Origin of the sequence: Streptococcus sp. HMSC066E07, from assembly GCF_001814695.1 — a bacterium.
Classification (GTDB): domain Bacteria; phylum Bacillota; class Bacilli; order Lactobacillales; family Streptococcaceae; genus Streptococcus; species Streptococcus hominis.
The window spans coordinates 36,895-60,216 of record NZ_KV817448.1 but is presented as its reverse complement, the minus strand read 5'-3'; the positions used below and the strand labels follow the sequence as shown (position 1 = coordinate 60,216).

29 protein-coding genes and 1 pseudogene are annotated in these 23,322 nt (G+C 37.5%); 15 read left to right on the top strand and 15 right to left on the bottom strand.

The genetic code is table 11. The features are described 5' to 3' along the window. Positions 1-130: 130 nt before the first annotated feature. The 7 genes from HMPREF2984_RS05705 to HMPREF2984_RS05675 all read left to right on the top strand — a co-directional run bounded on the left by HMPREF2984_RS05705 (position 131) and on the right by HMPREF2984_RS05675 (position 5,211). A complete protein-coding gene (locus tag HMPREF2984_RS05705) occupies positions 131-580 on the top strand; it encodes an RNA polymerase sigma factor (protein WP_058669971.1) in 450 nt (149 codons plus the stop codon). Positions 581-781: 201 nt separating this feature from the next. Beyond that, entirely contained in the window at positions 782-1,102 is a 321-nt protein-coding gene (locus tag HMPREF2984_RS05700; protein ID WP_002931600.1) for a hypothetical protein, read from the top strand. After that, entirely contained in the window at positions 1,102-2,202 is a 1,101-nt protein-coding gene (locus tag HMPREF2984_RS05695) for a type IV secretion system DNA-binding domain-containing protein (protein ID WP_002931602.1), read from the top strand. Before HMPREF2984_RS05700 ends, HMPREF2984_RS05695 begins: the two co-directional genes overlap by 1 nt. Further along, positions 2,199-2,804, top strand: coding sequence for a hypothetical protein (locus tag HMPREF2984_RS05690; protein WP_000182709.1), 606 nt, complete (start codon positions 2,199-2,201; stop codon positions 2,802-2,804). Before HMPREF2984_RS05695 ends, HMPREF2984_RS05690 begins: the two co-directional genes overlap by 4 nt. A gap of 205 nt (positions 2,805-3,009) precedes the next feature. Beyond that, positions 3,010-3,615, top strand: coding sequence for a replication protein (locus tag HMPREF2984_RS05685; protein ID WP_001040935.1), 606 nt, complete (start codon positions 3,010-3,012; stop codon positions 3,613-3,615). Next, on the top strand, positions 3,608-3,856 hold the full coding sequence (locus HMPREF2984_RS05680; RefSeq protein WP_001058391.1) for a MerR family transcriptional regulator: 249 nt from the start codon (positions 3,608-3,610) through the stop codon (positions 3,854-3,856). Before HMPREF2984_RS05685 ends, HMPREF2984_RS05680 begins: the two co-directional genes overlap by 8 nt. An 89-nt stretch (positions 3,857-3,945) precedes the next feature. Continuing rightward, positions 3,946-5,211: a tyrosine-type recombinase/integrase gene (locus tag HMPREF2984_RS05675; RefSeq protein ID WP_002931608.1), complete on the top strand. Its 1,266-nt coding sequence runs from the start codon at positions 3,946-3,948 to the stop codon at positions 5,209-5,211. A gap of 240 nt (positions 5,212-5,451) precedes the next feature. Here the strand turns inward: HMPREF2984_RS05675 and HMPREF2984_RS05670 are convergent, their stop codons facing one another. From HMPREF2984_RS05670 to HMPREF2984_RS05650, 5 genes are all read right to left on the bottom strand, one after another. After that, positions 5,452-5,835, bottom strand: a complete 384-nt coding sequence (locus HMPREF2984_RS05670) for a hypothetical protein (RefSeq protein ID WP_049533399.1) — start codon at positions 5,833-5,835, stop codon at positions 5,452-5,454. 1 nt (position 5,836) lies between these two features. Continuing rightward, positions 5,837-6,424 (bottom strand): toxin-antitoxin system HicB family antitoxin, encoded by a 588-nt coding sequence (locus HMPREF2984_RS05665; protein ID WP_049533398.1) that lies wholly within the window; start codon positions 6,422-6,424, stop codon positions 5,837-5,839. Then, the gene (locus tag HMPREF2984_RS05660; RefSeq protein WP_016397345.1) at positions 6,411-6,668 is read right to left on the bottom strand and encodes a hypothetical protein; all 258 of its coding nucleotides are present in this window, start codon (positions 6,666-6,668) and stop codon (positions 6,411-6,413) included. The genes HMPREF2984_RS05665 and HMPREF2984_RS05660 overlap by 14 nt, the downstream gene beginning before the upstream one ends. Positions 6,669-6,791: 123 nt before the next feature. After that, complete coding sequence (locus HMPREF2984_RS05655) at positions 6,792-7,112, bottom strand: tyrosine-type recombinase/integrase (protein WP_080977785.1); 321 nt, start codon at positions 7,110-7,112, stop codon at positions 6,792-6,794. 168 nt (positions 7,113-7,280) lie between these two features. Next, positions 7,281-8,144 (bottom strand): cation diffusion facilitator family transporter, encoded by an 864-nt coding sequence (locus HMPREF2984_RS05650; RefSeq protein ID WP_049533139.1) that lies wholly within the window; start codon positions 8,142-8,144, stop codon positions 7,281-7,283. Between the two features lie 170 nt (positions 8,145-8,314). Between HMPREF2984_RS05650 and HMPREF2984_RS05645 the strand changes: the two genes are divergently transcribed. Together HMPREF2984_RS05645 and HMPREF2984_RS05640 are read left to right on the top strand one after the other, a co-directional pair. Continuing rightward, the gene (locus HMPREF2984_RS05645) at positions 8,315-8,836 is read left to right on the top strand and encodes a TetR/AcrR family transcriptional regulator (RefSeq protein ID WP_037566967.1); all 522 of its coding nucleotides are present in this window, start codon (positions 8,315-8,317) and stop codon (positions 8,834-8,836) included. A 65-nt stretch (positions 8,837-8,901) separates the two neighbouring features. Continuing rightward, positions 8,902-10,071: a CynX/NimT family MFS transporter gene (locus tag HMPREF2984_RS05640; RefSeq protein WP_049533140.1), complete on the top strand. Its 1,170-nt coding sequence runs from the start codon at positions 8,902-8,904 to the stop codon at positions 10,069-10,071. A 66-nt stretch (positions 10,072-10,137) separates the two neighbouring features. On the opposite strand, the gene HMPREF2984_RS05635 is transcribed toward HMPREF2984_RS05640, so the two are convergent. Then, a complete protein-coding gene (locus HMPREF2984_RS05635; protein ID WP_049533141.1) occupies positions 10,138-10,722 on the bottom strand; it encodes a DNA-3-methyladenine glycosylase in 585 nt (194 codons plus the stop codon). Between the two features lie 253 nt (positions 10,723-10,975). Between HMPREF2984_RS05635 and HMPREF2984_RS05630 the strand changes: the two genes are divergently transcribed. Next, on the top strand, positions 10,976-11,800 hold the full coding sequence (locus HMPREF2984_RS05630; protein WP_003040703.1) for a Cof-type HAD-IIB family hydrolase: 825 nt from the start codon (positions 10,976-10,978) through the stop codon (positions 11,798-11,800). Positions 11,801-12,051: 251 nt separating this feature from the next. Here the strand turns inward: HMPREF2984_RS05630 and dltD are convergent, their stop codons facing one another. The 5 genes from dltD to HMPREF2984_RS05605 are packed head-to-tail and all read right to left on the bottom strand — an operon-like array spanning position 12,052 to position 16,500. Further along, positions 12,052-13,320 carry a D-alanyl-lipoteichoic acid biosynthesis protein DltD gene (gene dltD, locus HMPREF2984_RS05625; RefSeq protein WP_070670741.1) on the bottom strand — a complete coding sequence of 423 codons (1,269 nt, stop codon included), beginning with the start codon at positions 13,318-13,320 and terminating at the stop codon, positions 12,052-12,054. Continuing rightward, positions 13,313-13,552, bottom strand: coding sequence for a D-alanine--poly(phosphoribitol) ligase subunit DltC (gene dltC, locus HMPREF2984_RS05620; protein WP_070670739.1), 240 nt, complete (start codon positions 13,550-13,552; stop codon positions 13,313-13,315). Before dltC ends, dltD begins: the two co-directional genes overlap by 8 nt. 15 nt (positions 13,553-13,567) lie before the next feature. After that, a complete protein-coding gene (gene dltB, locus HMPREF2984_RS05615; RefSeq protein ID WP_070670737.1) occupies positions 13,568-14,812 on the bottom strand; it encodes a D-alanyl-lipoteichoic acid biosynthesis protein DltB in 1,245 nt (414 codons plus the stop codon). After that, positions 14,809-16,359, bottom strand: a complete 1,551-nt coding sequence (gene dltA, locus HMPREF2984_RS05610; protein WP_022525252.1) for a D-alanine--poly(phosphoribitol) ligase subunit DltA — start codon at positions 16,357-16,359, stop codon at positions 14,809-14,811. Before dltA ends, dltB begins: the two co-directional genes overlap by 4 nt. A gap of 9 nt (positions 16,360-16,368) precedes the next feature. Beyond that, the gene (locus HMPREF2984_RS05605; protein WP_003026731.1) at positions 16,369-16,500 is read right to left on the bottom strand and encodes a teichoic acid D-Ala incorporation-associated protein DltX; all 132 of its coding nucleotides are present in this window, start codon (positions 16,498-16,500) and stop codon (positions 16,369-16,371) included. A 303-nt stretch (positions 16,501-16,803) separates the two neighbouring features. Between HMPREF2984_RS05605 and HMPREF2984_RS05600 the strand changes: the two genes are divergently transcribed. The 3 genes and pseudogenes from HMPREF2984_RS05600 to HMPREF2984_RS05590 all read left to right on the top strand — a co-directional run bounded on the left by HMPREF2984_RS05600 (position 16,804) and on the right by HMPREF2984_RS05590 (position 18,739). Beyond that, positions 16,804-17,130 carry a PadR family transcriptional regulator gene (locus tag HMPREF2984_RS05600; protein ID WP_070670735.1) on the top strand — a complete coding sequence of 109 codons (327 nt, stop codon included), beginning with the start codon at positions 16,804-16,806 and terminating at the stop codon, positions 17,128-17,130. Then, on the top strand, positions 17,117-18,112 hold the full coding sequence (locus tag HMPREF2984_RS05595; RefSeq protein ID WP_070670734.1) for a DUF4097 family beta strand repeat-containing protein: 996 nt from the start codon (positions 17,117-17,119) through the stop codon (positions 18,110-18,112). The genes HMPREF2984_RS05600 and HMPREF2984_RS05595 overlap by 14 nt, the downstream gene beginning before the upstream one ends. A 9-nt stretch (positions 18,113-18,121) precedes the next feature. Continuing rightward, positions 18,122-18,739, top strand: a pseudogene (locus HMPREF2984_RS05590) (HAD family hydrolase). A gap of 327 nt (positions 18,740-19,066) precedes the next feature. Here HMPREF2984_RS05590 and HMPREF2984_RS05585 read toward each other — a convergent pair. The 4 genes from HMPREF2984_RS05585 to HMPREF2984_RS05570 all read right to left on the bottom strand — a co-directional run bounded on the left by HMPREF2984_RS05585 (position 19,067) and on the right by HMPREF2984_RS05570 (position 21,342). Beyond that, complete coding sequence (locus HMPREF2984_RS05585; protein ID WP_049492402.1) at positions 19,067-19,825, bottom strand: DUF6261 family protein; 759 nt, start codon at positions 19,823-19,825, stop codon at positions 19,067-19,069. Between the two features lie 421 nt (positions 19,826-20,246). After that, entirely contained in the window at positions 20,247-20,372 is a 126-nt protein-coding gene (locus HMPREF2984_RS09880; protein WP_257362648.1) for a hypothetical protein, read from the bottom strand. A gap of 84 nt (positions 20,373-20,456) precedes the next feature. Beyond that, positions 20,457-20,765, bottom strand: coding sequence for a thioredoxin domain-containing protein (locus tag HMPREF2984_RS09875; protein ID WP_239681907.1), 309 nt, complete (start codon positions 20,763-20,765; stop codon positions 20,457-20,459). A 241-nt stretch (positions 20,766-21,006) separates the two neighbouring features. After that, on the bottom strand, positions 21,007-21,342 hold the full coding sequence (locus HMPREF2984_RS05570) for a hypothetical protein (RefSeq protein WP_070670730.1): 336 nt from the start codon (positions 21,340-21,342) through the stop codon (positions 21,007-21,009). A gap of 306 nt (positions 21,343-21,648) precedes the next feature. On the opposite strand from HMPREF2984_RS05570, the gene HMPREF2984_RS05565 reads away from it, so the two are divergent. Both HMPREF2984_RS05565 and HMPREF2984_RS05560 read left to right on the top strand, forming a co-directional pair. Beyond that, positions 21,649-22,530, top strand: coding sequence for a helix-turn-helix domain-containing protein (locus HMPREF2984_RS05565; RefSeq protein WP_083312545.1), 882 nt, complete (start codon positions 21,649-21,651; stop codon positions 22,528-22,530). A gap of 17 nt (positions 22,531-22,547) precedes the next feature. Then, entirely contained in the window at positions 22,548-23,321 is a 774-nt protein-coding gene (locus HMPREF2984_RS05560) for a Cof-type HAD-IIB family hydrolase (RefSeq protein WP_070670729.1), read from the top strand. Position 23,322 lies beyond the last annotated feature (1 nt).

Genomic DNA, 23,322 nt, shown 5'->3' with positions numbered 1-23,322 from the left:
ATGACGATAAAGGTCATGTCTTGCATAGAATTGTTTCGCTGTTTCTTTGTTGTGCCTTTTAGCATACTCAGCGTTCAATATTTGCTCATTTTGTTTCCTTCTGTCCAAGGACGGAAAGGAGCTCATCATTATGAGCAATAAAGTTAAAGAACGCAGAGATGCAAAAATCGCAAAAGCTGTTGAAGCTAAAAATTGGGACGAAGTAAGTCGTCTTCTCCAGCAAGAACAAAGCAATGCTGAACGTCGTGACCGATACCACCATAAAAGAAGCCTTGAAGAGAGCCTCTCTCGTAATGACGGTAAACGACGTGAACGCTATGAAGTAGTTGCAAGCTCTGATTTGAATCCCGAAGAGGCTTTAATCCTAGAAGAGTTAAGACAAGCTATTCGTGAAGCTAAAGCATCCTTATCAGCAATTGACAGTAAAATTGTTGAAATGGTGGCTGAACAAGGATGTAGCTATAAGGCGACGGCACGCTATATCAGTGAACACTATAAAAAAATGAGTGATGTAACCGTCAAATCTCATTATTCTAAAGCGCTTGAAAAATTAGCTTCTTTATTAGAAGACTATCGCTAATACCTTAAATCCAGTGCTAAGAGGCGCTGGATTTTTTGTTAAAAAAATTAAAAATTCAACAAATAACTTTGCGTTTAACTGTCTCATTCTCCTTAGTAATAAGGAGGTGGTATACAACTAAAACAACTATGTCCAGCTCACGACCAAAACCGAGCAAGTCGCATTCGTATTATTTCTCAATAATAAAGGAGGAACAGCCCCATGGCATTCAAAATGAAAACCACAAAAGGTGGTTATACAACTACATTGGCTGATAAAATTATCAGTCAAAAACAACCGATTTACTCACTCAGTACCGAACTTGAACCACAACAACGGTTTGAAGAAGGAAAACCAACTGGCGAAATCGTAGCCTATAAAGCATGGTTTGTACAGGAAGGGCAAGACCCTTTCCAAGTAAAATTTGAAGATTCGATTGAGCTTCCAGCTTTTCAATCCATGATTCAATTTGACACCCTACAAGCCTGCGAAGTCAAATATAACGTTTACTTCAAAGCAAATGGTATCAAGGAGGTTCGATAATGACTTCACAATCTCGTGATGTGCTGAACCAATCTTTCCTGCAATCTTACCTGCTCCAGAGCCTAAACATGGCTCTGGGGGCTTTAATGCAGGGGGAAACCAGCTATACTAATTCTTTTAACGTCATTATTCAAGAAGACGGCTTTGTCTTTGTCCCTCGCCTGCCGTGCGCCTATATCCTCGATGACGACTTGTACAAGAAAATATTTCTGATTGCCAATGCTTCACTTTACCCACAATATACGCTTCTAAAACAAAATGCTACCTACTTTGTCCCCCTAGAAACAGATGATTTACACATTCAACGTGGCTTATTCTTCCCTTGGAAAAAAGGAATTTCAGAACGGTTGGCAATTCCTGATTTGGATAAGTTTTCAGCCAGCTTAACACATGGGAAAATCCCTGTCATGAAGCACTTTGAACTCAATTTAGATAGGGTCAATCACTGGGCTATTGCTGGAAATTCAGGTTCTGGGAAATCGTACGCTCTCACTTACTTCTTGAGTGTACTGAAGCATATGTCTGACTTGATTATCATTGACCCTAAATTTGATACACCAAGTCGATGGGCAAGGGAAAATCACATTGCGGTTATCCACCCTGTTGAAAACCGTTCAAAATCAGATTTTGTCTCACAGGTTAATGAACAATTAAGCCAGTGTGCAACTCTCATTCAGAAACGACAAGCTATCTTATATGATAATCCCAATCATCAATTTGCCCATCTAACTATTGTTATTGACGAAGTCCTAGCTTTATCCGAGGGAGTCAATAAGAGTATCAAAGAAGCCTTTTTCTCCTTACTCTCACAGATTGCCTTGTTAGGACGTGCTACAAAAATCCATCTGTTTTTAGTAAGCCAGCGTTTTGACCACAATACCATTCCTATATCGGTGAGGGAACAGCTAAACGTATTGTTACAAATTGGAAATATCAATCAGAAAACTACTCAATTTTTATTTCCAGACCTAGACCCAGAGGGGATTGTCATTCCAACAGGACATGGGACAGGTATCATTCAAGTTATAGACAATGAACACCCTTATCAAGTTCTACCCTTACTCTGTCCAACCTACTACACTAAACGAGGTATTCTATGACCAATAAAACCTACTTTATGAGAAGTTTTAATCTCATACTATATTTATTTCTATTTGCACCTATCTGTTCTGCATTTGGATGGTTATTCAATTATCTTTCCGTTCAACTAACAAATATCACGTTTGTCAATTTAGATACGGTCAAAAGTATTACGGATATCATTAGTTCCGTTTGTCATGGATTTGCACTTATTTCTCTTCTACTTGCCTTATTTTTGGTTGGATTAGAAATAATACAACGGTTGAAAACAGATAGTCTTTGGAACTATATCCAATCTGTCTATCACACTTTTCTGTTGCGACACTTCCTGTTTCAGCGTGAACGAGTACAGAAGATAAGCAATCTTGAACATCAGACGGTTACTACTATCAACCCAATCCATAACGGATTTAACCGAGCTGTTCGTAAGTGTATCGTAGATATACGAAAAGATACCATCACTATTTTTCTAAAAGTCCCTAGAGACCAACAAGGGCAAAAAATTCTAAAAGAGATGGAAGCACAATTAAAAGAAGAAATCGTCAGCCAACACGCAGACTATTATTTCTCCTCTCCTATTCGAGTTCGTAACCAATTGTGGTTCACTGGACAAAAACGTTAATCCCTTGGGGCTGTGGCTTGCGTTAAGCAAAAGCCAGACAGCCCCTTTTTATATTCTTTTCTATCATGACCTATTGGGGTGACTACGACCCCCAATAGGTCAATAATCAATAATCACAAAAAATTCAATTTTTTCAAAAAAACTTTGCATACGACCTGTCATTTCTCCTTAGTAATAGAACCCAAAAGAAATGAGGTAACTGCCTATGGCAAAAGAACAGCGCTCAACCAAATGGACTTTTCTCTTCTACGAGGAAAGCGCACCAGAGAACTACTTGAATATATTAGAGGAACTCCATATTCCGTTTATTCTTAGTCCTTGGCACGATAAGGACGTTAATAGACAGACGGGAGAGTTCAAGAAATCGCACAAACACGGTGCTTTCTTCTTTGATTCACTGAAAAGCTATTCACAAGTATCAAATATCATCAGTGACAAACTAAACGGTCCAGCACATGTGGAGGTAGTTATGTCTCCCACTGGTTTATTTGACTACTTTACCCATGCGGAAAATCCAGATAAGACCCCCTACAACATTGAGGATATTGAAGTCGGTTGCGGCTTTAATTTAGAAAAATTCTTGATGGAGATGAACTCCTCGGATTTTATACATGAAGTAGTTGATATTATCGAAGAGAACGACTTTACCGAATTTGAAGAATTGGTCTGGTATGCCCGAGCAAACAATACCAATTTATTAGGGCTTATCATTGAACGTACATATTTCTTCGCCAAATACCTAGATTCACGAAGATACAATCCTAATCGACTCCATAATTCAAACACAGAGGAGAAAGAGAATAATGAATAACGAAAAATTAGAACAAATTGAACAATTATTGCAAACACTTATCAAACTCATTCAAATCAAAGAACAGAACATACCACTAAAGATAATACAACAGCGAGAATTGCTAAAACAGCTAAATATCTCCCCAAACACACTAAAAACTTGGGAACAAAAAGGATTAAAAAGATTAGAACCTCCTATAGAGGGAACTCGAACCGTCTTCTATCTACTAGATGATATTATCAACTTTTTACAATCCTAATTCTGAAAATTTGTGCTAAAATAGTTTTATCTAAAAGAAAGAGTGGTAACTATTTTAGCCTACTTCAATATCCATGAAGAAAGGCAAATATGGAAACTGAAACAATTATTCATAATGGCAAAAAAGTCATTAAAAAAATCAAAAAAGATAGGTCCATCTCATACACTTTGAAGGGGACATTTCTGGGAAAAGATATCAAAACTGGTAAGCAAGTCACTACTACCATTACAGCCAAGACACTAAAACAGTTAGATAGAGCAATCATTCAAGCACGACTAGAATTTGAAAAAAATGGCTCAACACGAGAAAAAGTTATCGTCATTGATACACTGGAAGATTTAGCTGAAGAATGGTTTAAATCATATAAAACCTGGGTTAACTCGCATAATACTCTGAACAGAGTAAGAGGTTATCTTGATAATTATATTATCCCTAAATTTGGAGATTACAAACCAGATAAAATTGAATCTGCGGATATCCAGCTTTGGTTAAACGATTTGGCAAAGAAATCAAAAGAGTCCATTGAATCTGGTATAAAGCGTGCTGATAAAGGTAGTGCTAAAGATTTTGGTGCTGTTATCCATAAGTTGAAAGATATTTTTGACTATGGAATTACAAACTATGGACTAATCACTAATCCTGTTAGCACTGTTAAGATACCACCTAAGCCAAAATCAAATAAGCAACGCATCATGGTATTACATGATGATGGTCTTGTAATATGGCTTAATTATCTTGAAAGTTTAGATAACAATAGAGCCAATCGTAGATTTAAGTTAATTTGTAATACTCTATTAGCCTCCGCTTTGCGAATAAATGAATTACTTGCATTGACGATTGATGACCTAGATTTTGAAAATTCTTCTATTAACGTCAGTAAAACATTGATGTGGAAAACCGCAAATAAAAAAGATGGGACAAAAGGGGAAGTTATCTGTAAAGCTACACCAAAAACTGATGCAGGAAATCGCTCTGTCCCTGTCCCTCCCCCCATAATAGAAAAACTCAGAGATTTCCACCACGAAATGAACAAGTATCTTGAATTGCACAACAGACATAGAACAAAACTGATTTTCCCTACAATCTATGGGAACTATATGTGTGACAGAAACGAGAGAACAACTCTTAAGAAAAGGTTAGTAGGTCTTGGATTACCAAACTATGGTTTCCATTTATTCCGACATACTCATGCTTCAATGCTACTTAATGCTGGAACAAATTGGAAAGAACTCCAAGTCAGAATGGGACATAAATCCATTTCAACTACAATGGATACTTACGCTGAATTAGCACCACAACGAAAGTTAGAAGCTGTGGGGATTTATCTTGAAAAGATTGCTGAGCTAACGCAATAACTACTCTACCATTCACTCTACCTTTTATTATGTAGCATTCTAGAAACATTGATGTACCAACGTTTCTAACAGCTAAAATAGAAATTATTTAACTCTTACAGAGGTGAAATAATTGAGATTAAAAAAGCCTATGAAATCAACGTTTCAAAGGCTTTTTCTTTTGGCTTTAGCAAAATAACTGAATTTTAACTGATTAAATATTCCATAATGATATATGAATAATAAAAAAACGGATAACTTCTAGTCTTGATTAAAATCTAAATTTGGTATCAGAACAGCTCCATATGCACCCTCAGAAAACATACCAATATATAATCTAAACTTCTCTATCATTGGTGTAATAAGTGCTTGTTGAAATTCATTATCCTGCGAAATATCTTCTGGTAAATCTGAAGCTAAGACCGAATATATGGCATCAATGTCAGCAATAACTCGATACTGACTATCTGGGTAAGAAATTTCCATCTTTATCAGAATAAGTTGATTCTCTTGTCCTTCTTCTCTGTCAGGAAGATTTAAATTAATTGAGGCTCTTCCATCTTCTTCAACTTCTCCTGTGTTATGAATATTAAATTCGAATTTACTAAATGTTATCCTTCTTATCTCAATATTTTTTGACTTCATTTTAACCTCCAATAGACCATGAAACTACTTTATTATCTTGTAATCTATTATTAGTAATATTCTGCTCTTTATATGGTTGTATTTTTTCAGATTGATTTTTTATAATGATTGTTTGGTGAATATGTTGCTCTGGTGTAGAAACCTTTTCCACAATGGTTTGACTAATTTTTTTAGTCATATCTTTAAATTGCTCTGTTAGCTGTTCAACAACATTTTGAGTTTGTTTGAATAACCCATCGTTAATCAATTGTACTATAGTTTGATTTAAACTGACTCCTTCAATTTCAGAGCGTTCTTTAACATCTCTATGTAATGTTTTAGGTAATCTTAGCGTTATTTTTCCACTATACTCTTCCAGAGAGTTCTCAAGAGGTTCTTTAATTTTTCTCCCCCACTCAAGATTGGCCTCAATCCAGTCTGCTTTAGCTAATTCAATTTCATCATAAACTTCTTCTAAAGATTCACCATAAACGATTAGTCCTGGTAACTCTTTAATAGAGGCAGTAAACAATAATTCACCCTCATCATAAATTTTTTCAATTAAAATCGGATAGTTCAATCCAAGATAATATTCTTTATCTTTCATCATTTAAACCCTCCTCCAATTCTATCACTTTCTCAATCATTTTTATAACCTTTTTCACATAAACTGGCTTTATTGGCTTATGTCGCGGTATTGGATAACTTTCTTCCAACAAGGCATGAGAGGTTATTGAATGATTGGTTCCTTGCTTCCACATAAAACCATATTTTTTACACAGAGATTCTAAGCGTTCAGGGGTAACAGATTTGGGGTTATTTTTTATTTTTTGCAACTCTTTTTCCTTGCCCATGATGTACCTCATTTATAGCGACACTATATATGGTGTCATATTAATTATATACAAAAAGGTTGACGATTTCAAGAATTTCTTTTATTTTCAATAAAATAACTGAATTTTAAGTGATTATAATCATTAAGAGATAATTTTAGCTAAATCTATCATGGCTTGTTCAATCTTATCCTTTCCTTTTTGCATAACATGAAGATAGATTTTTTCTATCTCTCTACTATCCTCTGAATGTCCTACAAATTTTCGAATCACGTTTAGACTTACATTTTTATCTGCCATAACTGAAACAAAGCTATGTCGAAACATGTGAGGAACTATGTGAACAGGTCTGCCAAAATCAACTAAGTCATCAATATCTTTATAAGGTTTTCCACTTTTTTTGTTGTATTTCGCAGACTGACTTGAACCACCTTGCAGGAACATTGAAATTTCTGTATGATACAATGAGCTACCTTGCTGATTCTTACATTTAATATACGTGATACTAGTTTCCATATTTTAATTTATAAGTAAAATAATCAACCATCTTATGAAAGTAGAATTTTCAACAATCATAAAAAAGAAAACATAAAAATAAAGAGTTTAAAACATCTGTCTTAAACTCTTTATTTCTCACTGTTGCTCACCAATACAGCATTCTTCATGCTCATCTAAACTTTCGTCTGTCTGAATGGTTACTTTTGTAATTCCATACATTTTGAGATGTTGGCGAATGCGCTGCTGAGTTTCTGCTTGTTGTTCGAGATGTTTCATGCAAATATGAATCATCGCAAATTTTTCTAGCCCATCGGTTGTCCAAACATTTAGCTGAGTGATTGTTTGGATATTCTCGATTGTTTGAATCTCTGCATAAAGATCATTCAAGTTCACATCACTCGGTACGTGATCAAGAAAGATTTGAACATTTTCCCAAAACTTTGGCAGTGCTTTACTCAAGATAAAAGTCGAAATGATGAGCGAAAGCAATGGGTCAAGGAAATACCAGTTTGTAAAGCGAAGAATAAAGGATACGAAGATTACAGCCAACCAGCCTAAAATATCTTCTAAGAAATGCAGACTCAGAATGGATTCATTGTGTGTATGTCCATGGCTAACCACTCTGCTGGCTGCAAAGTTGATTACAATTGCAAAAATTCCTAAGACAAGCATACCGTCGTAGTTCACCCGTTCAGGCGCAAACAGCTTGGGAACATTTTCAACCAGAATGAGAATAGATCCCACTATCAAAATGGTAGAGGTCAACATAGCCCCCAGCAAACTATACCGTTTATACCCTAGTGTGTATTTCTTATCATCTCGTCTGTTGGAAATTTTTTCAAAAAACGCCGACAAGCCAATCGCTAAGGCATCTCCTGTATCATGTACCGCATCTGCCAGTACAGCACTGGAGTTAAATAGAGCTCCAAAGATAAATTCAATAATCGCAAACGAAAAATTTAACAGAAATGCAATCCAGACATTTTTACTTGATTTCATTATTGTCTCCTTCTAATCGCACATTGAGATTTGATTTTATTTATTATATAATGTATTCAAAACAAAACACTTTGTTCAATTATATTATCTACTATTTTAACGGAGGAAACAAGAAACAAATCTAATGCTTCGTTTGATAGTGTACATTTAAGGAGATTTGTTCGGAAACGATGGATAGACGAGTTAAAAAATCACGCGCAGCCATTTATCAGGCTTTTCTCACTCTTTTGAATCAAAAAAGCTATGAATCCCTCACAGTTCAAGAAATCATTGACCTTGCAGATGTCGGTCGGTCGACTTTCTATGCTCATTTTGAGACAAAAGAGGCACTACTTGAAGAAATGTGCCAAGATTTGTTCCAGCATACGTTTGTTGAGCGCTACCAAGCAAGTGAACTTTTTGACGCAACAGCTCATATTTTTTACCATTTCAGGAAAAACCAAGATAAAATAGCTACTTTATTATTGTCTAAAAATATTTATTTTACCAATCGTTTAAAATTAGAACTAGAGCATTATCTTTTTCCTCTCATTCATGAAAAGCTATTGGCACAAAAGTCTGAGCTACCAGAACCATTTTTAAAAAATTATGTCACGACAACTTTTATTGAAACAGTTACTTGGTGGTTGGGACAACGAAATAAAATCGATGAAGCCACTATTACAGCCTACTATCTTGAGCTAATGCACTAATATAGGGCTATAATTTTGGTTATCGCTATGGTATAATTTTTTTAAGAACCCTTCTAGGAGAATTTATGAAAAAACAACATTCTATCTTTTTATTACCAGGAATTATCATGGTGGGTGTCGCTTTGCGGACGCCCTTTACAACGCTTCCAACTGTCTTAACAGACATTGCCAACGGGCTTCATGTTTCAGTTAGTTCCCTCGGTCTTTTGACCAGTCTGCCCTTAATCATGTTTGCTCTCTGCTCTTCATTTTCGGCGCGTTTAGCGAGCAAAATTGGGCTCGAACGGCTTTTTACTCTCGTCCTTGCTCTGCTTACCATTGGATCCTTCATTCGGATTTTTAATCTACCACTTCTTTATGTGGGGACGATTCTCATTGGAGTTTCCATTGCAGTACTTAATGTTTTACTTCCAAGTGTCATCCAAGCCAATCAACCGCATCGGATTGGACTCTTGACAACCATGTATGTAACCTCTATGGGGCTATCAACCGCTATTGCTTCTTCTATTGCAGTGCCGATAACAAAAGCAACTTCATGGCAAGGTCTTGTCCTTTTTTTGACAATGGTTTGTCTTTTAGCATTTTTGATTTGGCTACCAAATACATCTTATAACCATTTCTTAGTGAACAAAAATAAAGAGCACCAAGGTAGCTCTATCTGGAAAAATAAAAAAGTTTGGGCTATTATTATTTTTGGTGGCTTGCAATCATTGCTTTTTTATACTTGCCTAACCTGGCTACCAACTATGGCAACACAAGCCGGCATTTCAAATGCTTCTGCTGGAGTTTTAGCCTCTGTCTTTAACTTGATTAGTCTACCTTTTTCAATGACCATTCCTAGCTTGACAACACGGCTGTCTCCTCGTCATCGTATGATAATGTTAGCAATTATCTCTGCTGCGGGTGTCCTTGGTATTAGCATGCTCTTAATTCAAACGAATGATTTCTTTTATTGGCTTATTGCCAATATCCTCATTGGGTCAGCTGTGAGTGCTCTTTTCCCATATCTTATGGTTACTTTTTCAACAAAAACGAGTAGCCCTGAACAAACTGCTCAGCTATCTGGCTTAGCACAAACAGGTGGTTATTTACTAGCTGCTTTTGGACCAGCTCTATTTGGTTATAGTGCCGATTTCTTCCATTCTTGGCTACCTGCTGTATGTGTCTTGCTCATTCTTACAATCATTATGATTATTGCCCTCTTTTATGTAGAGAAATCTGATAAAATTTTATAAAAATCAAAAACAGAATGGAGAGTGAACCTTTTTCAGTTGTTGGGCTCTTTTCTCCACTCTGTTTTTTTAATTATCTATTTTCCATGTCTTAGAATCTGGCAATAAACCTACCTTCGAAATTTTAGAAACATGCCGATTGCCCATAACATAAAAGCCTAGAGGCGCAGCTCGCCATTCATCTGTACAGGTCACGCCAATTCGAGAGCGCGAGCCAATTTGAAACGGGACAGCATTTTCTACCAATTGCAATCTTGAAGTGGTCAAACCTTGACCATCAAATTCCTTGGTAATCCCTGCAAATTTGGTTAATTTTCCTGGGCCGTTGGCAAGCAATGTCCCGTCTGGCAATTCCAAGGCTCGAATCAAGACTGCTTCTGCGACATTCTCAGCTCTTGTGACTAGATTCAACATTTGATGTCCGTAGATTTGATAGACATACCAGTGTCCAGCAGATAAGTACATAGACTCGTTTTTCGATGTTCGTTTGCCATGCGCACTATGACAAGCACTATCTTTAGCTCCCAAATAGGCTTCTGTCTCAACAATTCGTCCCAACACTTGTCCGTCTAAGCACAATTGCATACCTAACAAGGACTTAGCCGTTGCGACTGTATCTGTCTGCATGATGTGTTTAAATTCTTTTGATAACATGATTTCATTATAACATGAATTCCATACAAAAAAGCAATCGAGAAAGACTGCTTTTTTGTTTAGGAGATTATGATGAAAAAAGTTTTTTTAGGATTAGTTATAAGATACCTTGTTTTGCTTAAATTTGTCTTAATAGAAAACAGCTAAATCGCTTTCAAAAATTCTTTTTTGTGTTAAAATAATAACAAAGAAGAAAAATGAACATTCTGATTATCACCCCACAATGATATCATGCTTATAAAGAAGAAATTTTATGAACAAACGACCTATCCGCCTTGTCATAAGCGATATTGACGGTACTATTTTAAATGACCAACACCAAGTTGATTATCAGCTAAAAACACAGCTTCCTCTTTTGCAGGAAAAAGGAATCCCTTTTGTGTTGGCATCTGCACGTTCACCACTTGGCATGGAGCCAATCGCACAGCAGCTTGGTCTCATTGACAATCCATTGGCTTGCTACAATGGCGCTCTTGTCATCAAAGGAAATCCTCAGAATTATGATATTTTAATGGAACACGCTTTAGATAAAAAAGAAGTTCGTTGTCTGCTAGAGCTCGTCCAAGAGAAGTTTCCAGCTGTAGCTATCAATCTCTATTCAGGAAAGGATTGGTTTGCTGAACAGATTGACAAATGGGCTCAGGAAGAAGCAGATATTACCGGTGAAAATCCTATCCTTCAATCTCTAGTTTCTGTTGTAGAACATTGTGCTTCTATTCACAAACTTCTTCTGATAGGTGAAGCGATCACCATCCAAAATCTTCACGACTATCTGCAAAACACAGATTTTCCTAAAACAACCTTTTATCTTTCAAAAGAGAATTATCTAGAAGTTACAGCTAAACAGGTTTCTAAGGAAAATGCTCTTCAAGAGATTGCTCATTTTTACCAAATCCCTCTCCAGCAAGTCATGGCAATCGGTGATAACTTCAACGATCTCCCCATGCTGAAATTGGCCGGATTAGGAGTGGCTATGGGAAATGCTCCTAAAGCAGTCAAAGAGCAAGCTGCAGCCGTTACCCACACCAATAACAATCATGGTGTCGCTCAAGCAATAAAGCAATACGTCTTGGATTAACAGCTATCTTTCCAAAATACAATAGAAAAATGAACGGATTCATAAAATTCTCTAGTTCTCCATATAAAAATTAAGGAAATTATATACCTGTTTACACAACCGCAAAGTATAGTTGTCAAATTTACAAAATCTTGTTTTAAAATACTACATATTGTAATTGGTGTAAACTGCTATATAGTTCCCCAAAATAAAACACGGACAAGCAAACTAGCAACCAACTAGTTAAAATCTTTGTTCGTGTTTTCTTTTTCTTATTTAAAATTCTCAATTGCTCCGTCATAATTTGCCCATTCTTTGCTGAAGAATCGATCATTCATCCGGTAAGTCGGAGCAGGCTTTGGATTGGAAATAAAAGGATTGACAGCCTTATCAAACGCCAGCCAGCCAAGCCAGCCCATGTGAATGGTGTCCTGCATAAAATAAGGTTTTCCACCATCGTTTGAAAAGTCTGCAATATTGGTAAAACCTTGGCTTTCCAACTGATAACGAATTTTCTTCACCGCTTGTTGGTACTTTTCTTGACTCAAACCAGTATAGGCCATCCATTTTGCATTGACAGGGGGAATAACAAAGATTGGATTCGTTTTTGACTTGGCAAATTGCTTCAAAACAAGCTGTAAGTCATTATACTCAGGAGACTTGACATAGGATAGCTTTCCCTGCGCACCTTTGAGCTTCTTTAAATGCTTTCGCAAACGACGACGATAGAACTTATTATCAATTCCTAAGTTATTATTGTTAGTATTTTTTTGCGCATCTTTAATAGCAAATTTTTCTAAATCCTCGTAGGAAAATTTATCTGGTAAACGCTTGACTTGAGGCTGAACCAATTTTTCATAATTTGCATTGCGTTCGGCAAATAGTGAGCTAAAAAGAGCATCCTCCCGCTGATTCAAACGACTAATAAGACGAATATATTGCTTGTCAAAATTTGACAGTTTCTGATTAGCAGCGACTTTTTTTACATTGTCTTTCATAGCCACCGTAGGATACAGTTGCAGGAGGCGCTTCGCCGCATATTGAGCATCAATGTCTCCTTCTTGCTGGCGCAAGAAACTAGTCAATTGGTCACTATTGAAATATTGTTGAAATGCTGCTGGACTGTAGCCTTTTTTAGTAAACCATTGAGGAGAGACAACATAGACAGCTGGCTTATTTTTTAACTGCGGAAGCATTTGCTGCATGCCAAAATATTGCGTAAGAGATGCGGCTCCTCGTTGTCCTAAAAAATACGGACGATAATTACGCTTATATTTTTCTGACAAAACCGCAGGATGCATGCTGTCAAAGCGCAGCCATTCACTTGAACCAAAGTAAGGAACAAAGCGGTGCTTCTTATCTGTCAAAGCACGTACTTTTTGCGTTCTTCCCTTGAAACTTCCTGCCGTCAAAGTAACAGCTGAGCGCTTTTCAGCTTGGTAATCATGTTGCTGCTTCGTTGGATAGAAAAACAGTAAAGCCACGACCATCAAAAAGGCACAAAAAACGGGACCTAAAATGAGCCACAATCGTTTAAGCATTGCGAAGCTCCATCACGCCTTCAATAATTTTATTAGTAGTATTCCAATCATCACGACCAAATTCTGAGACGGGAACATGAATGTCAAAACGGTTTTCTAATTCAACAATCAATTCAACCGTTCCCATACTGTCCAGAACTCCTGCATCAAACAAATCTTCGTCCATCATGTCTGATACATCTTCCATAAATAAATCATCAATAATTTCTAATACTTCTGCTTTTACGTCCATTAGAGAACTCCTTTTTTATTTTTTAAACCATAAGTCATTCAAAAATCCTGAGAAGATTAAGAATGAAAACATTACAACATTAAAAGTGATAAACATCCCCACTGCTTGCGTCCATTTGTTGTCTGGCAATGGTGGCAAATTCTTCTTTTTCCGTTCTTTATTGACGGTCTTCTTCTTTCGCACCCAAGCGTCATTGATAACGAGCCCTAGACCATGAAAGAGTCCATAAGCAATGTAATACCAAGTAACCCCGTGCCAAAAGCCCATGACTAGCATGTTGATGATATAAGCTACGCTTGAAGTGGTGTTCCGATTTTTAAATACTTTATTTCGGATAAGTACTGTGACCAGCCGCATAAATACAAAATCACGGAACCAGAAAGACAGACTCATGTGCCAACGATTCCAAAACTCTTTCAAATCGCGCGAAACGAAAGGTTTATTAAAGTTAATCGGACTTTTAATGCCCATTAGATTGGAAATAGCGAGGGCAAACATGGAATAACCCGCAAAGTCAAAAAATAAATCCAATCCAAATACATACATCACTCCTAGAGTTGGCAGGTTGAAGATACCACCCATTTGCACCGCATATTGCTTGAGAGGAGGCAAAATCATTGAGCCTAAAATATGTGCTAAGATAAACTTGTATAGAAAGCCAAGCATTATGTATTGAACGGATTGCTCCAACATATCTAGCAGTTCATCACGATCAGGGATATTTTCATAATCTTGATTGAACCGCTTAAAACGATCAATCGGCCCACTTGAAAAAGTCGGCATAAAGAGCATGAAACGTAGAAAATCCCATAAGCTAAAGTCTTTTAGTACGCCATCTCGCAGCTCAATAATCATTCCTACTGAACGGAAAGTTAAGTAGGAAATTCCTAAAAAGCCTAAGAGTGATTGATGTCCATCAATCGCCGGCGTCACTTTTACAAGGAAAAGCAGCAAGATAGAGAGAGCAATGTGCAAGTAGAATATCCACTTGCTGTCTCTTGCTTTTCGATAAATTTTGTAAGACCAAACCCAAATCATCTGCCAAATAACGTAAAACAGTAACGCATAAATTTGCGTTAACTTTGGTCCAGTCAGCATAAAAATGATAAAAGCAAAGCTGGCCAGAGCTTCGTAAATGGGAAATCTTTTTTTGAAGAATAAACCAACAAAGATTGGCAAAACGGCTAAAATGATATAAACAAAATACTGCGGATCCCCGTACGGTTCCAAGTGAGGAAGCTGTCTTATGAAATCCATCATCGGTTGTTGACCTCGCTAATCAAACCTTTAATATCAATCTTACCATTTGGTGTCAATGGCAAGGAATCCCGATAAAGGAATTTGGAAGGCATCATATAAGACATCATAATATCTTGCAAATCTTCTTTGATAGCTTTGGTGATGTCAATTTCACGCTCAAATTGTTCCTTAACCCCGTCCTTCAGGATGACATAGGCTAGAAGGTTTTGTACTTTATGATCTTTATTGTAACGCGGTACAGCCACAGCTGAGTCCACATATTGAGACTTGTTCAGGTTTTGGGAAACATCTTCTAATTCAATACGAAAACCATTGAACTTGATTTGGAAATCCATACGACCGCCATAAAGCAGTAAACCTTCATCTGTCATAGTACCAACATCACCTGTATGATAAGCTGGTAATCCTTCAAACTCAAAAAATGCTTCGGCTGTTTTCTCTGGATTGTTCATATAGCCTTTTGATACAGCTGGTCCAGATATAATGATTTCTCCTTGCTCACCATTTGGCAATTTGTTTCCGTCTTCATCAATCACAAAAGTTGGAGAATCTGCTTTGGTATAGCCAATCGGCAAGCGTTTCATATTTGTCAGCATATCATCCGTTATAGCAACGGCAGATAGAGCCACAGTTGCTTCTGTCGGACCGTAAGCATTGATAATACGTGCATTTGGAAAACGGTCACGCAATTTTTGAGCCGTTTTAACCGTCAATTCTTCTCCGTCAAAGTAGAAATGTGTAATGCCTGGCATTTTTTCAGCATTGAAATCTTCAGACAGCATTGCCATGTCTGCAAAAGACGGCGTGGATGTCCAAATAGCGATTGGCAAGTTCAAAATAGTCTCAAACAGCTGCTTGAAATCTTGCGTAATGGCAGACGGAACTGCAAAAAGTGTTCCTCCAAGTGCCAAGGTTGGCGCCCAGTACATAACCGATAAATCAAAAGAGTAAGGTGGCTGCGCCAACATTTGCGGACGAGCTGGAGTCGCAAATTCCTTATCTGTAATCATCCAGTTGGTAAAGCTAAGCAAATTATCGTGCGAGATTTGCACACCCTTTGGCTTTCCAGTCGTTCCTGAGGTGAAAATGATATAGTAATTCGCATCACCTTTAACAGGGTGTGTAATTTCGTAAGGATGTTTGGCTGCAAAAGCTACTTGAACTGTTGTTACATCAAGAATCGGAATCGTCACATCTTTCAGCGGAAAGTCATTGATTGCAATAATGAGACTAGGCTGTGCCACTTCCACAATCGCTGTCACGCGCTCCAGAGCTGAATGACTATCAATCGGAATATAAGCATGTCCTGACTTCGTCAAAGCTACAAAGGTTGCTAACATGTCGTATTCTTGTCCACCAAACACCACCACTGGTGACTTTTCAGGAAGCGCAAGACTATCAATCTTTGCAGCGAGCGAATCCGAGTCCACTTTCAAATCATGATAAGTATGAGCTTCTCCGAGGACATTGTAAACTGGAAAATCTGGTTGAGACTGAGCAAAGCGCTCAATCGTTTCAATCATGTCGTTAATTACTGAATTGGTCACAGTCTGCTCCTAAAATTCATTATAGATAAAACCACCTTGGCCTTGACCAAGATAATTAAAGAAATAAAGCAACGCTAGAAATATCACAAAATAAAGCAGCGTCTGTCCAAAAAATTTAAAAATTATTTTATGTTTTTTCATCATATTCATCACTTTTGTCTTACTTCTAGATAAGACTTAGTATATTTTACCATTTTCTAACGCTATTTTTCAATACAAAACATTCTTTAATTGAGGAATTCAGTTAGAATTAAGGTTTATTTACAACAAACCTAGACAAATTACAGATACTTCTTGACACAGTTAGCTGAAAAAATACGTCTACTAACAGCAACTTTTGATAATATATAAAAATTTTATATATTTTCTTGACTTTAAAAAGAAAAAGAACTATACTATGTATAGAAAAATTATATATAAAAATATTATATATAGGAGGTGCTCATGTATTTTCCAACATCTTCTACCTTGATTGAATTTCTCATTCTAGCGATTTTGGAAAGCGAAGATTCCTATGGCTATGAGGTTAGCCAAACGATTAAATTGATTGCCAATATCAAGGAATCAACCTTATATCCTATTTTGAAAAAGTTAGAAAAAAATCGTTATTTAACGACTTACTCGCAAGAATATCAAGGTCGAAAACGGAAGTATTACTCCCTTACTCCAGAGGGACGAAAGCAGTTAAACATCCTTAAAAGGGAGTGGGAGTTATATACAGCGACAGTCAACGGTATCATAGAAGGGAGCATTCGCCATGACAAAAACTGACTATTTAGCCGCACTAGAGAAATACTTGAAAACATTGCCAGAAGCAGATTATAAAGAAGCAATGGATTATTTTACGGAATACTTTGAAGAAGCCGGACCTGAAAATGAAGCACAAGTCATTGAGGAGTTGGGAGATCCCAAAGACGCAGCCGAAGAGATTATTCGCTCACTTTCAGCAAATCAAGCAGAAGAAACGTCAACTCGTCCTCAACACCAGTCATCTGCACACAATCACCAATCATATACCGACAATGCTTATATCTTTGAAGACTATGCAACAATCTCTGAATTGCATATTGATGTCACCACGCAAGATATTCTGATTGAGCCTTCACCTGATGATTTTTTCCACATCAAATACTATAATGGAAAAGGCAACAATCAAATCATTTCTACTGTTCAAAACGAGAAGTGGCACATTACAGAAAAAGGCAACACGCATTATAGTGGTTTGGACTGGATTATTAATGTCATGAAAAACGGTTTGGATAATCATCCCATTTGCATTCAAATCCCGAATGGCAAGATTCTTCAATCATTCTCACTTCAAGCAACTTCTGGTGATGTAGCTGTATCTCATCTTCAAACACAAAAAGGAACGATTGAGCTTTCAAGTGGCGATCTGTCCATGCGGCATTGTCAATTACAACAGACCGATGTGACCCTTACTAGTGGCGATATCCATCTGGCACATGCCGAATTGACGGATTGTAAGCTGTCTCTTGTGTCAGGGGATTTCGATACGCATTCTTTAGAAATTGCTGGTAAGACTTTCATTCAAACAACTAGCGGAGATATTTCACTTCATCTGCTGCACCATGATTTCAGCTATGATCTCGAAACGGTGCACGGAGACATTTCTATTTCTGACCAGCTCCAGCCGAGCCACCAAATCATTGGCAACACAATCCACCACCAAGCAACGGCTTCTACAGATTCTCTTACTATCCAAGCTGTCAGCGGAGACATCAATCTTTATTAGAGGTTTCGCATGAAACAGATTGATTGGTTATTCTTTGATGTTGGCTCAACTTTGGTAAACGAAGAAAAAGCCTACCAAGATCGGATTGAGCAGGCTATTGCGGATACTAATATTTCTTATGCAGCATTTTATCAAACTATGAACCACTATTTTAAGGAAAATAAAAAAGGCGATGCGGAGGTTCTGAACGATTATGGTCTGAAGCGTCCGTCTTGGAGGTCTGATTTAGAGGTGCTGTATCCTGACTGCAAGCAAGTGCTGAAAACTCTCCACCAACACTACAAGATTGGGATTATTGCCAACCAGTTACCGAACTTGCAAGCAAGATTGAGAACATTTGGTATTGATTCTTGGATTGATCTGGTGATTTCCTCTGCCGATGTTGGCTTGGCAAAACCCGATTTCGCTATTTTTGAGTTAGCTTTCCAACAAGCGAACTGTTTGGCTGAACACGCTGTGATGATTGGCGACCGTTTGGACAATGATATTCTTCCGGCTAAACAACTTGGAATGCAAACCATTTAGATCCGACAGGGATTTAGCCACTTGAACCACATAACGAATCCAGCAGAAACACCAGATTGGACTATTGATAATTTGACAGAGATTCTAGAGATTTTAGGCTGAGCATGCAAAAAACTAGAGTTGTTTCGCTCTAGTTTTTTTTAAACGTTATCAACTTTATTATATCATAAATTTTCCTTCAAAAATAGACTTGTTTTTTCTTATTTTTGTGATACATTTAGGTTGAAAAAGGAAAAAGTGAGGTTACTAAACATGAAAAAAAGAAAGAATATCATCATGCTCAACAGATAAAACCGCCACCGAAACCAAAATTCGTTATTAAAATGAAATCGTATCATCCCATCACACTTTCTAATTTTCTGCTCGTTCCTCTTCGTCTTTATCCTACCACTCTGACAGACAAACTTCAAGTAAGATGAAGGAGAAATGTTAGTTGATTTCTGCTACTTTTCCTGCTTCTGCTTTAGGCTCTTTGCCCTTGCGACGGGCAAGGATATCTGCATAGTGTTTGCGGCTGTTATTGAGTACGGAAAGGAAGGTCGCATAAAAGCTATCGTCTTTGACTTGGTGCAAAATCACCACATAGTCCGCCAACTGTTGGTAAGGCGTCGCCACTTCTTTGCGCAATCGCTTGACATCATAGCTCACTTTTTGCAATTTCTCTTGGGAACGAGAGGCAAAGAGTTGTTCAAAAGCTGAGTGGCTTTCGGTCAGATTTTCAACGAATTTCCCAAGCGCTAAAGTCCCCACTTGCTCCTTATATGGGGCTGTCTTTAGCTTGTCCAGCAAGCTGACAACGAGGGCAGTTTCTTCCTCGTAATGCTTCTGATGAGCGTCTTTGTATTGGTCAAACAAGCGTTTCAAGCTGGCATAAGCTGCCTTTTCCTCTTCCCGCTTGGCTGCCCGATAAGGTTTCAGCGCATCGCGAAGAGCTTGCAAATCAGCGTCGCGCAATTCGTCAGCCGCACTAATCGAAGCTGACTTTTCACTCGCCCGAATCTGACCGAGAGAGGCTTGATAAGCAGGCAAAGCTGCCTTTATCTTCTTGACGAGAGCGGTAATGACATCCTCATTTTTAAAGTCGAGCGCTTCTTTCTCCACATCATCTAAAAAACGAGTGATAAACTGCGTGAATTCCGCATGACGGAGACTGCTCACCTGAACATTAACTAACTTTCCTTTTGGCATAAAATCCTTTCCTTATTAAAAAAATATTTTTTCTTATCTAACCCTCAGATAAGATGAATGACTTTTCTTTATCCTGTCCGAGGCTCGGACGAAGCAAACTTGTTTCAAGGCAAACCGTCTGACCCTCGGACGAAGCAAACTTGTTTTAAGGCAAACCGTCTGACCCTCGGACGAAGCAAACTTGTTTTAAGGCAAGCCGTCCGACCCTCGGATGAAGCAAACCTGTTTTAAGGCAAGCCGTCCGACCCTCGGATGAAGCAAACCTGTTTTAAGGCAAGCTGTCCGACCCTCGGACAAAGCAAACCTGTTTTAAAACAAGCTATCTGACCCTCAGACGAATGAAAAATCATCTCATTTAGTATAACATGAATGGGAAATTATAGGAAATTTTCTGGAAAAGAGGAGTGTTTTTTGAAAAAGTTCAATATTTCATTATTATATTAAACCATTCTGGTAAAGTTGTCTGCTCTTCATTCAAGACTTTAAAACCATTGTCTTTTTTTAAATAAATCAGCGTAGGTACACCAGTCACATTATATTTTTCCATAGCTTTCTTTATTTGAGAATTCTTATGAGAATCTTCTGTATTTAAGTAATAAATTTTAAAAGGCGTATGATACAAGTCTGATGTTTATTTCAAGACTGGAAGAAATTCTCTACAAAACGGGCACGTCTCACGACCAAAATAGAGCAAATTTCCCTTTGTTAATTTATTGTTTAAAACATTTTCTGCATTCGTCTCTTGAAAGCTCTTTACAATTTCTTTGTATAATTTTGTCAATTTTAAATCGTGTTCTACCTCATTTTCACTTGTTGAAACCTGAGAAACACTTGAAACTGTAGAGCTTTCAGAAGCTTGTGATGAAGAGGTGCATGCAGAGAGGAAAAAGAGAGTTGTGCAAATAATAATGAAGTATAGACTCATGCGAATACATTTCATAAAAATTCTCCTTAATCTTTTGGGATTTTTTTTATTATTGTCGTTAAAAGCAGAATTATATATGCTCCCAAAAATAGAATATCACCTATCACATCATCATGTGAGAAATATAAAAAGTACAGTATCAATACAATTGTATAAAAATAGAAATGATATTTCTTATAAAAGTATTTGTCAAAAGAATATTTTTTCTTCATTATTTTCACTCCTTTTTTAACACAGAAATAATAAGTCTATTTCGCTATGCTTTTAAGCATTGATATACTACTGGTCCATACGCCATAAGCAGAGAATACCATGTGGTTGAAAAGCTAAATACACCAAGCCCTAAAGCCCATAAACAATCTCTTTGCGCTGGTGTAAGAGTAGCCGAAGCACTCCCATCTTTCAAACAATATCTTTTGTAAGTATAGCTATTCTTGTTCATATCTCCACATACACCTCGATCCCGGAAAGGAACTACTTCTTCATATTTCATACTATTCGCATAAATAACAGAAGTTGAGGACGGTATAACTGTTGCGCTGATCATAAAAGCTGCTGCAATCGTAAGGAAAATTTTATATAATTTTTTCATAATATATACCTCTTTCTTTATAAAGACAAATACTTTTAAAAAAACAATACTAATTACATCAACACTTATAGTACATTGGTTTCACTCCTCCCTTTCTTTAAATTGTAGCACTATATACCAAATGGTGGCCACCATGGAAATGTACCAATTATTGCAGTAATAAAAGATAGTATTGAGAAAAATCTAAATTTTTTCATATATTTTCATCTCCTTGTCTTTATTTATCCTTATGATATAATATTATGAAAAGGCATTCACAAAATGCCCACTATTTTCACATTTCATATTTAACACAAGGAGTCGCCTATGCGTTGGGATATTGGCACAGTTTATAAGACGATTCGAAAAGCAAAGGGAATCACCCAGCAAGAGATTTGCGGAGATTGGATTTCTCGCTCCAATCTTTCCAAGTTTGAAAGCAACCAATCCGTTCCCAGCTATGAAACCATGGAATTTCTGCTCCACCAGATTGACATGAGCTTTGGGGAATTTGAATATATTTGTGATTATTATCATTCAAATCACAGAATGAAAATCATCTTACAATTTAAAAATTATTTGTCTGTCGTTGAAACAGAACAATTACTGGATTTAACCAAACAGTGTGAGGACTACTTGAAAGCTCATCATGATATTCCCATTAGCAATATTTTGCGTATGGCAAATATACTAATTGAAATTAGAAAAAATAAAATCAGTAGTCAAGCACAAGTTTTATCTCAACAGTTATGGACAGATTTAGAAAAACGAGATACTTTTTATGAAAGTGACCTAAATTTACTAAGTGTCATTCTTTATTTCTTCCCACTAGAAACTATTCAAAATATAACGGAAAAAATCTTAGCCAGTCTCAACAAGTATAAGCATTACAAAGAAATTCACAGTACACAATTCTCCATTTTAGCCAACCTTTCGACCATCTACCTTTACAACAATCGCCTTGACGATTGCCAGCGTATCACTGAGATGATCTTACCGCTCGCCAAGCAAACCAAACGATACGACAAGCTCGGCTTTGCTCAGGTTCGCCTGGGCATTTGCCAAGGAGACGACGACCTTATCCAGAAAGGTCTCCAGTTGCTTGAGCTGACAGAAGAAACGACCTTGCTCGAAAACTTGAAAGAAGAAGTCAAACAGCATCGTACTTCCCCTTCTTCTCATGTTTCACGTGGAACTTCAACACCCTAAAAGAGACGGAGAAGCAAATGACTTACAACGGATTTGTATTTTTTGATATTGACGGCACCTTGGTTGATAGCCAAGGACAAGTCCCAGCAGACAACAAAACAGCCATTGCTCAACTACGAGCCAACGGCTTTCTGCCTATTATCTGTACGGGGCGCGGGCGCGGAGAAATGGGGACAGTTCTGGAAGACGCTGGGATTCATTCCGCTATCTTGCTAAATGGCATGGAAATCCTCCATGAAAAGCAATTCCTGTTTGAAGGACGAATTGCACAAAACAGCATTCTCAAGCTCCTGCAACTGGCAAAGGAAAATGAGCACGACCTCGGTTTTTATTCGCAAGGAGAAATGCGTGTGACGGCGCTCAGTCCGACCGTTCAGCAGAATTTCCGTTATTTCCATCAAGACCTGCCCCAAGTTGGACCGACCATTTACCAAAACCAGCCTTGTCAGATGTTGCTCATTTTTAGTGAAGATCCCGAAAAAGACACTCAGTACCAAACAGAAGTCCCTGAACTGCACTTTTTCCGTAACAGCCCTTACTCGATAGACATCACGCCGCACGGTTGTAATAAAGGCTCTGGAATTCAGCACCTACTGACCTTATTAGCAGACGAAGCACCAACTTACGCATTCGGAGACGGACTCAATGACCTATCATTGTTTGAAAGAGTGGATTATTCAATTGCAATGGGCAATAGCCAAGCAATCGTCAAAGAAGCAGCCACTTTCATCACGCGCTCCAATGATGACAACGGCATTTCACATGCCCTTGCCCATTTCGGTTTGATTTAAA

What these genes read in the sequence shown, in the direction of transcription:
- dltB (WP_070670737.1), bottom strand. Translation starts at nt 14,812, where the DNA reads ATGATGGATTTCATAAGACAGCTTCCTCACTTGGAACCGTACGGGGAT.
- HMPREF2984_RS05560 (WP_070670729.1), top strand. Translation starts at nt 22,548, where the DNA reads ATGACTTACAACGGATTTGTATTTTTTGATATTGACGGCACCTTGGTT.
- HMPREF2984_RS05660 (WP_016397345.1), bottom strand. Translation starts at nt 6,668, where the DNA reads ATGGGCAAGGAAAAAGAGTTGCAAAAAATAAAAAATAACCCCAAATCT.
- dltC (WP_070670739.1), bottom strand. Translation starts at nt 13,552, where the DNA reads ATGGACGTAAAAGCAGAAGTATTAGAAATTATTGATGATTTATTTATG.
- HMPREF2984_RS05650 (WP_049533139.1), bottom strand. Translation starts at nt 8,144, where the DNA reads ATGAAATCAAGTAAAAATGTCTGGATTGCATTTCTGTTAAATTTTTCG.
- HMPREF2984_RS05695 (WP_002931602.1), top strand. Translation starts at nt 1,102, where the DNA reads ATGACTTCACAATCTCGTGATGTGCTGAACCAATCTTTCCTGCAATCT.
- HMPREF2984_RS05600 (WP_070670735.1), top strand. Translation starts at nt 16,804, where the DNA reads ATGTATTTTCCAACATCTTCTACCTTGATTGAATTTCTCATTCTAGCG.
- HMPREF2984_RS05670 (WP_049533399.1), bottom strand. Translation starts at nt 5,835, where the DNA reads ATGAAGTCAAAAAATATTGAGATAAGAAGGATAACATTTAGTAAATTC.
- HMPREF2984_RS05570 (WP_070670730.1), bottom strand. Translation starts at nt 21,342, where the DNA reads ATGAAAAAATTATATAAAATTTTCCTTACGATTGCAGCAGCTTTTATG.
- HMPREF2984_RS09875 (WP_239681907.1), bottom strand. Translation starts at nt 20,765, where the DNA reads ATGAAATGTATTCGCATGAGTCTATACTTCATTATTATTTGCACAACT.
- HMPREF2984_RS05675 (WP_002931608.1), top strand. Translation starts at nt 3,946, where the DNA reads ATGGAAACTGAAACAATTATTCATAATGGCAAAAAAGTCATTAAAAAA.
- HMPREF2984_RS05700 (WP_002931600.1), top strand. Translation starts at nt 782, where the DNA reads ATGGCATTCAAAATGAAAACCACAAAAGGTGGTTATACAACTACATTG.
- HMPREF2984_RS05705 (WP_058669971.1), top strand. Translation starts at nt 131, where the DNA reads ATGAGCAATAAAGTTAAAGAACGCAGAGATGCAAAAATCGCAAAAGCT.
- HMPREF2984_RS05645 (WP_037566967.1), top strand. Translation starts at nt 8,315, where the DNA reads ATGGATAGACGAGTTAAAAAATCACGCGCAGCCATTTATCAGGCTTTT.
- HMPREF2984_RS05585 (WP_049492402.1), bottom strand. Translation starts at nt 19,825, where the DNA reads ATGCCAAAAGGAAAGTTAGTTAATGTTCAGGTGAGCAGTCTCCGTCAT.
- HMPREF2984_RS09880 (WP_257362648.1), bottom strand. Translation starts at nt 20,372, where the DNA reads ATGGAAAAATATAATGTGACTGGTGTACCTACGCTGATTTATTTAAAA.
- HMPREF2984_RS05630 (WP_003040703.1), top strand. Translation starts at nt 10,976, where the DNA reads ATGAACAAACGACCTATCCGCCTTGTCATAAGCGATATTGACGGTACT.
- HMPREF2984_RS05595 (WP_070670734.1), top strand. Translation starts at nt 17,117, where the DNA reads ATGACAAAAACTGACTATTTAGCCGCACTAGAGAAATACTTGAAAACA.
- HMPREF2984_RS05680 (WP_001058391.1), top strand. Translation starts at nt 3,608, where the DNA reads ATGAATAACGAAAAATTAGAACAAATTGAACAATTATTGCAAACACTT.
- HMPREF2984_RS05640 (WP_049533140.1), top strand. Translation starts at nt 8,902, where the DNA reads ATGAAAAAACAACATTCTATCTTTTTATTACCAGGAATTATCATGGTG.
- dltD (WP_070670741.1), bottom strand. Translation starts at nt 13,320, where the DNA reads ATGCTTAAACGATTGTGGCTCATTTTAGGTCCCGTTTTTTGTGCCTTT.
- HMPREF2984_RS05685 (WP_001040935.1), top strand. Translation starts at nt 3,010, where the DNA reads ATGGCAAAAGAACAGCGCTCAACCAAATGGACTTTTCTCTTCTACGAG.
- HMPREF2984_RS05690 (WP_000182709.1), top strand. Translation starts at nt 2,199, where the DNA reads ATGACCAATAAAACCTACTTTATGAGAAGTTTTAATCTCATACTATAT.
- HMPREF2984_RS05605 (WP_003026731.1), bottom strand. Translation starts at nt 16,500, where the DNA reads ATGAAAAAACATAAAATAATTTTTAAATTTTTTGGACAGACGCTGCTT.
- HMPREF2984_RS05665 (WP_049533398.1), bottom strand. Translation starts at nt 6,424, where the DNA reads ATGATGAAAGATAAAGAATATTATCTTGGATTGAACTATCCGATTTTA.
- HMPREF2984_RS05565 (WP_083312545.1), top strand. Translation starts at nt 21,649, where the DNA reads ATGCGTTGGGATATTGGCACAGTTTATAAGACGATTCGAAAAGCAAAG.
- HMPREF2984_RS05635 (WP_049533141.1), bottom strand. Translation starts at nt 10,722, where the DNA reads ATGTTATCAAAAGAATTTAAACACATCATGCAGACAGATACAGTCGCA.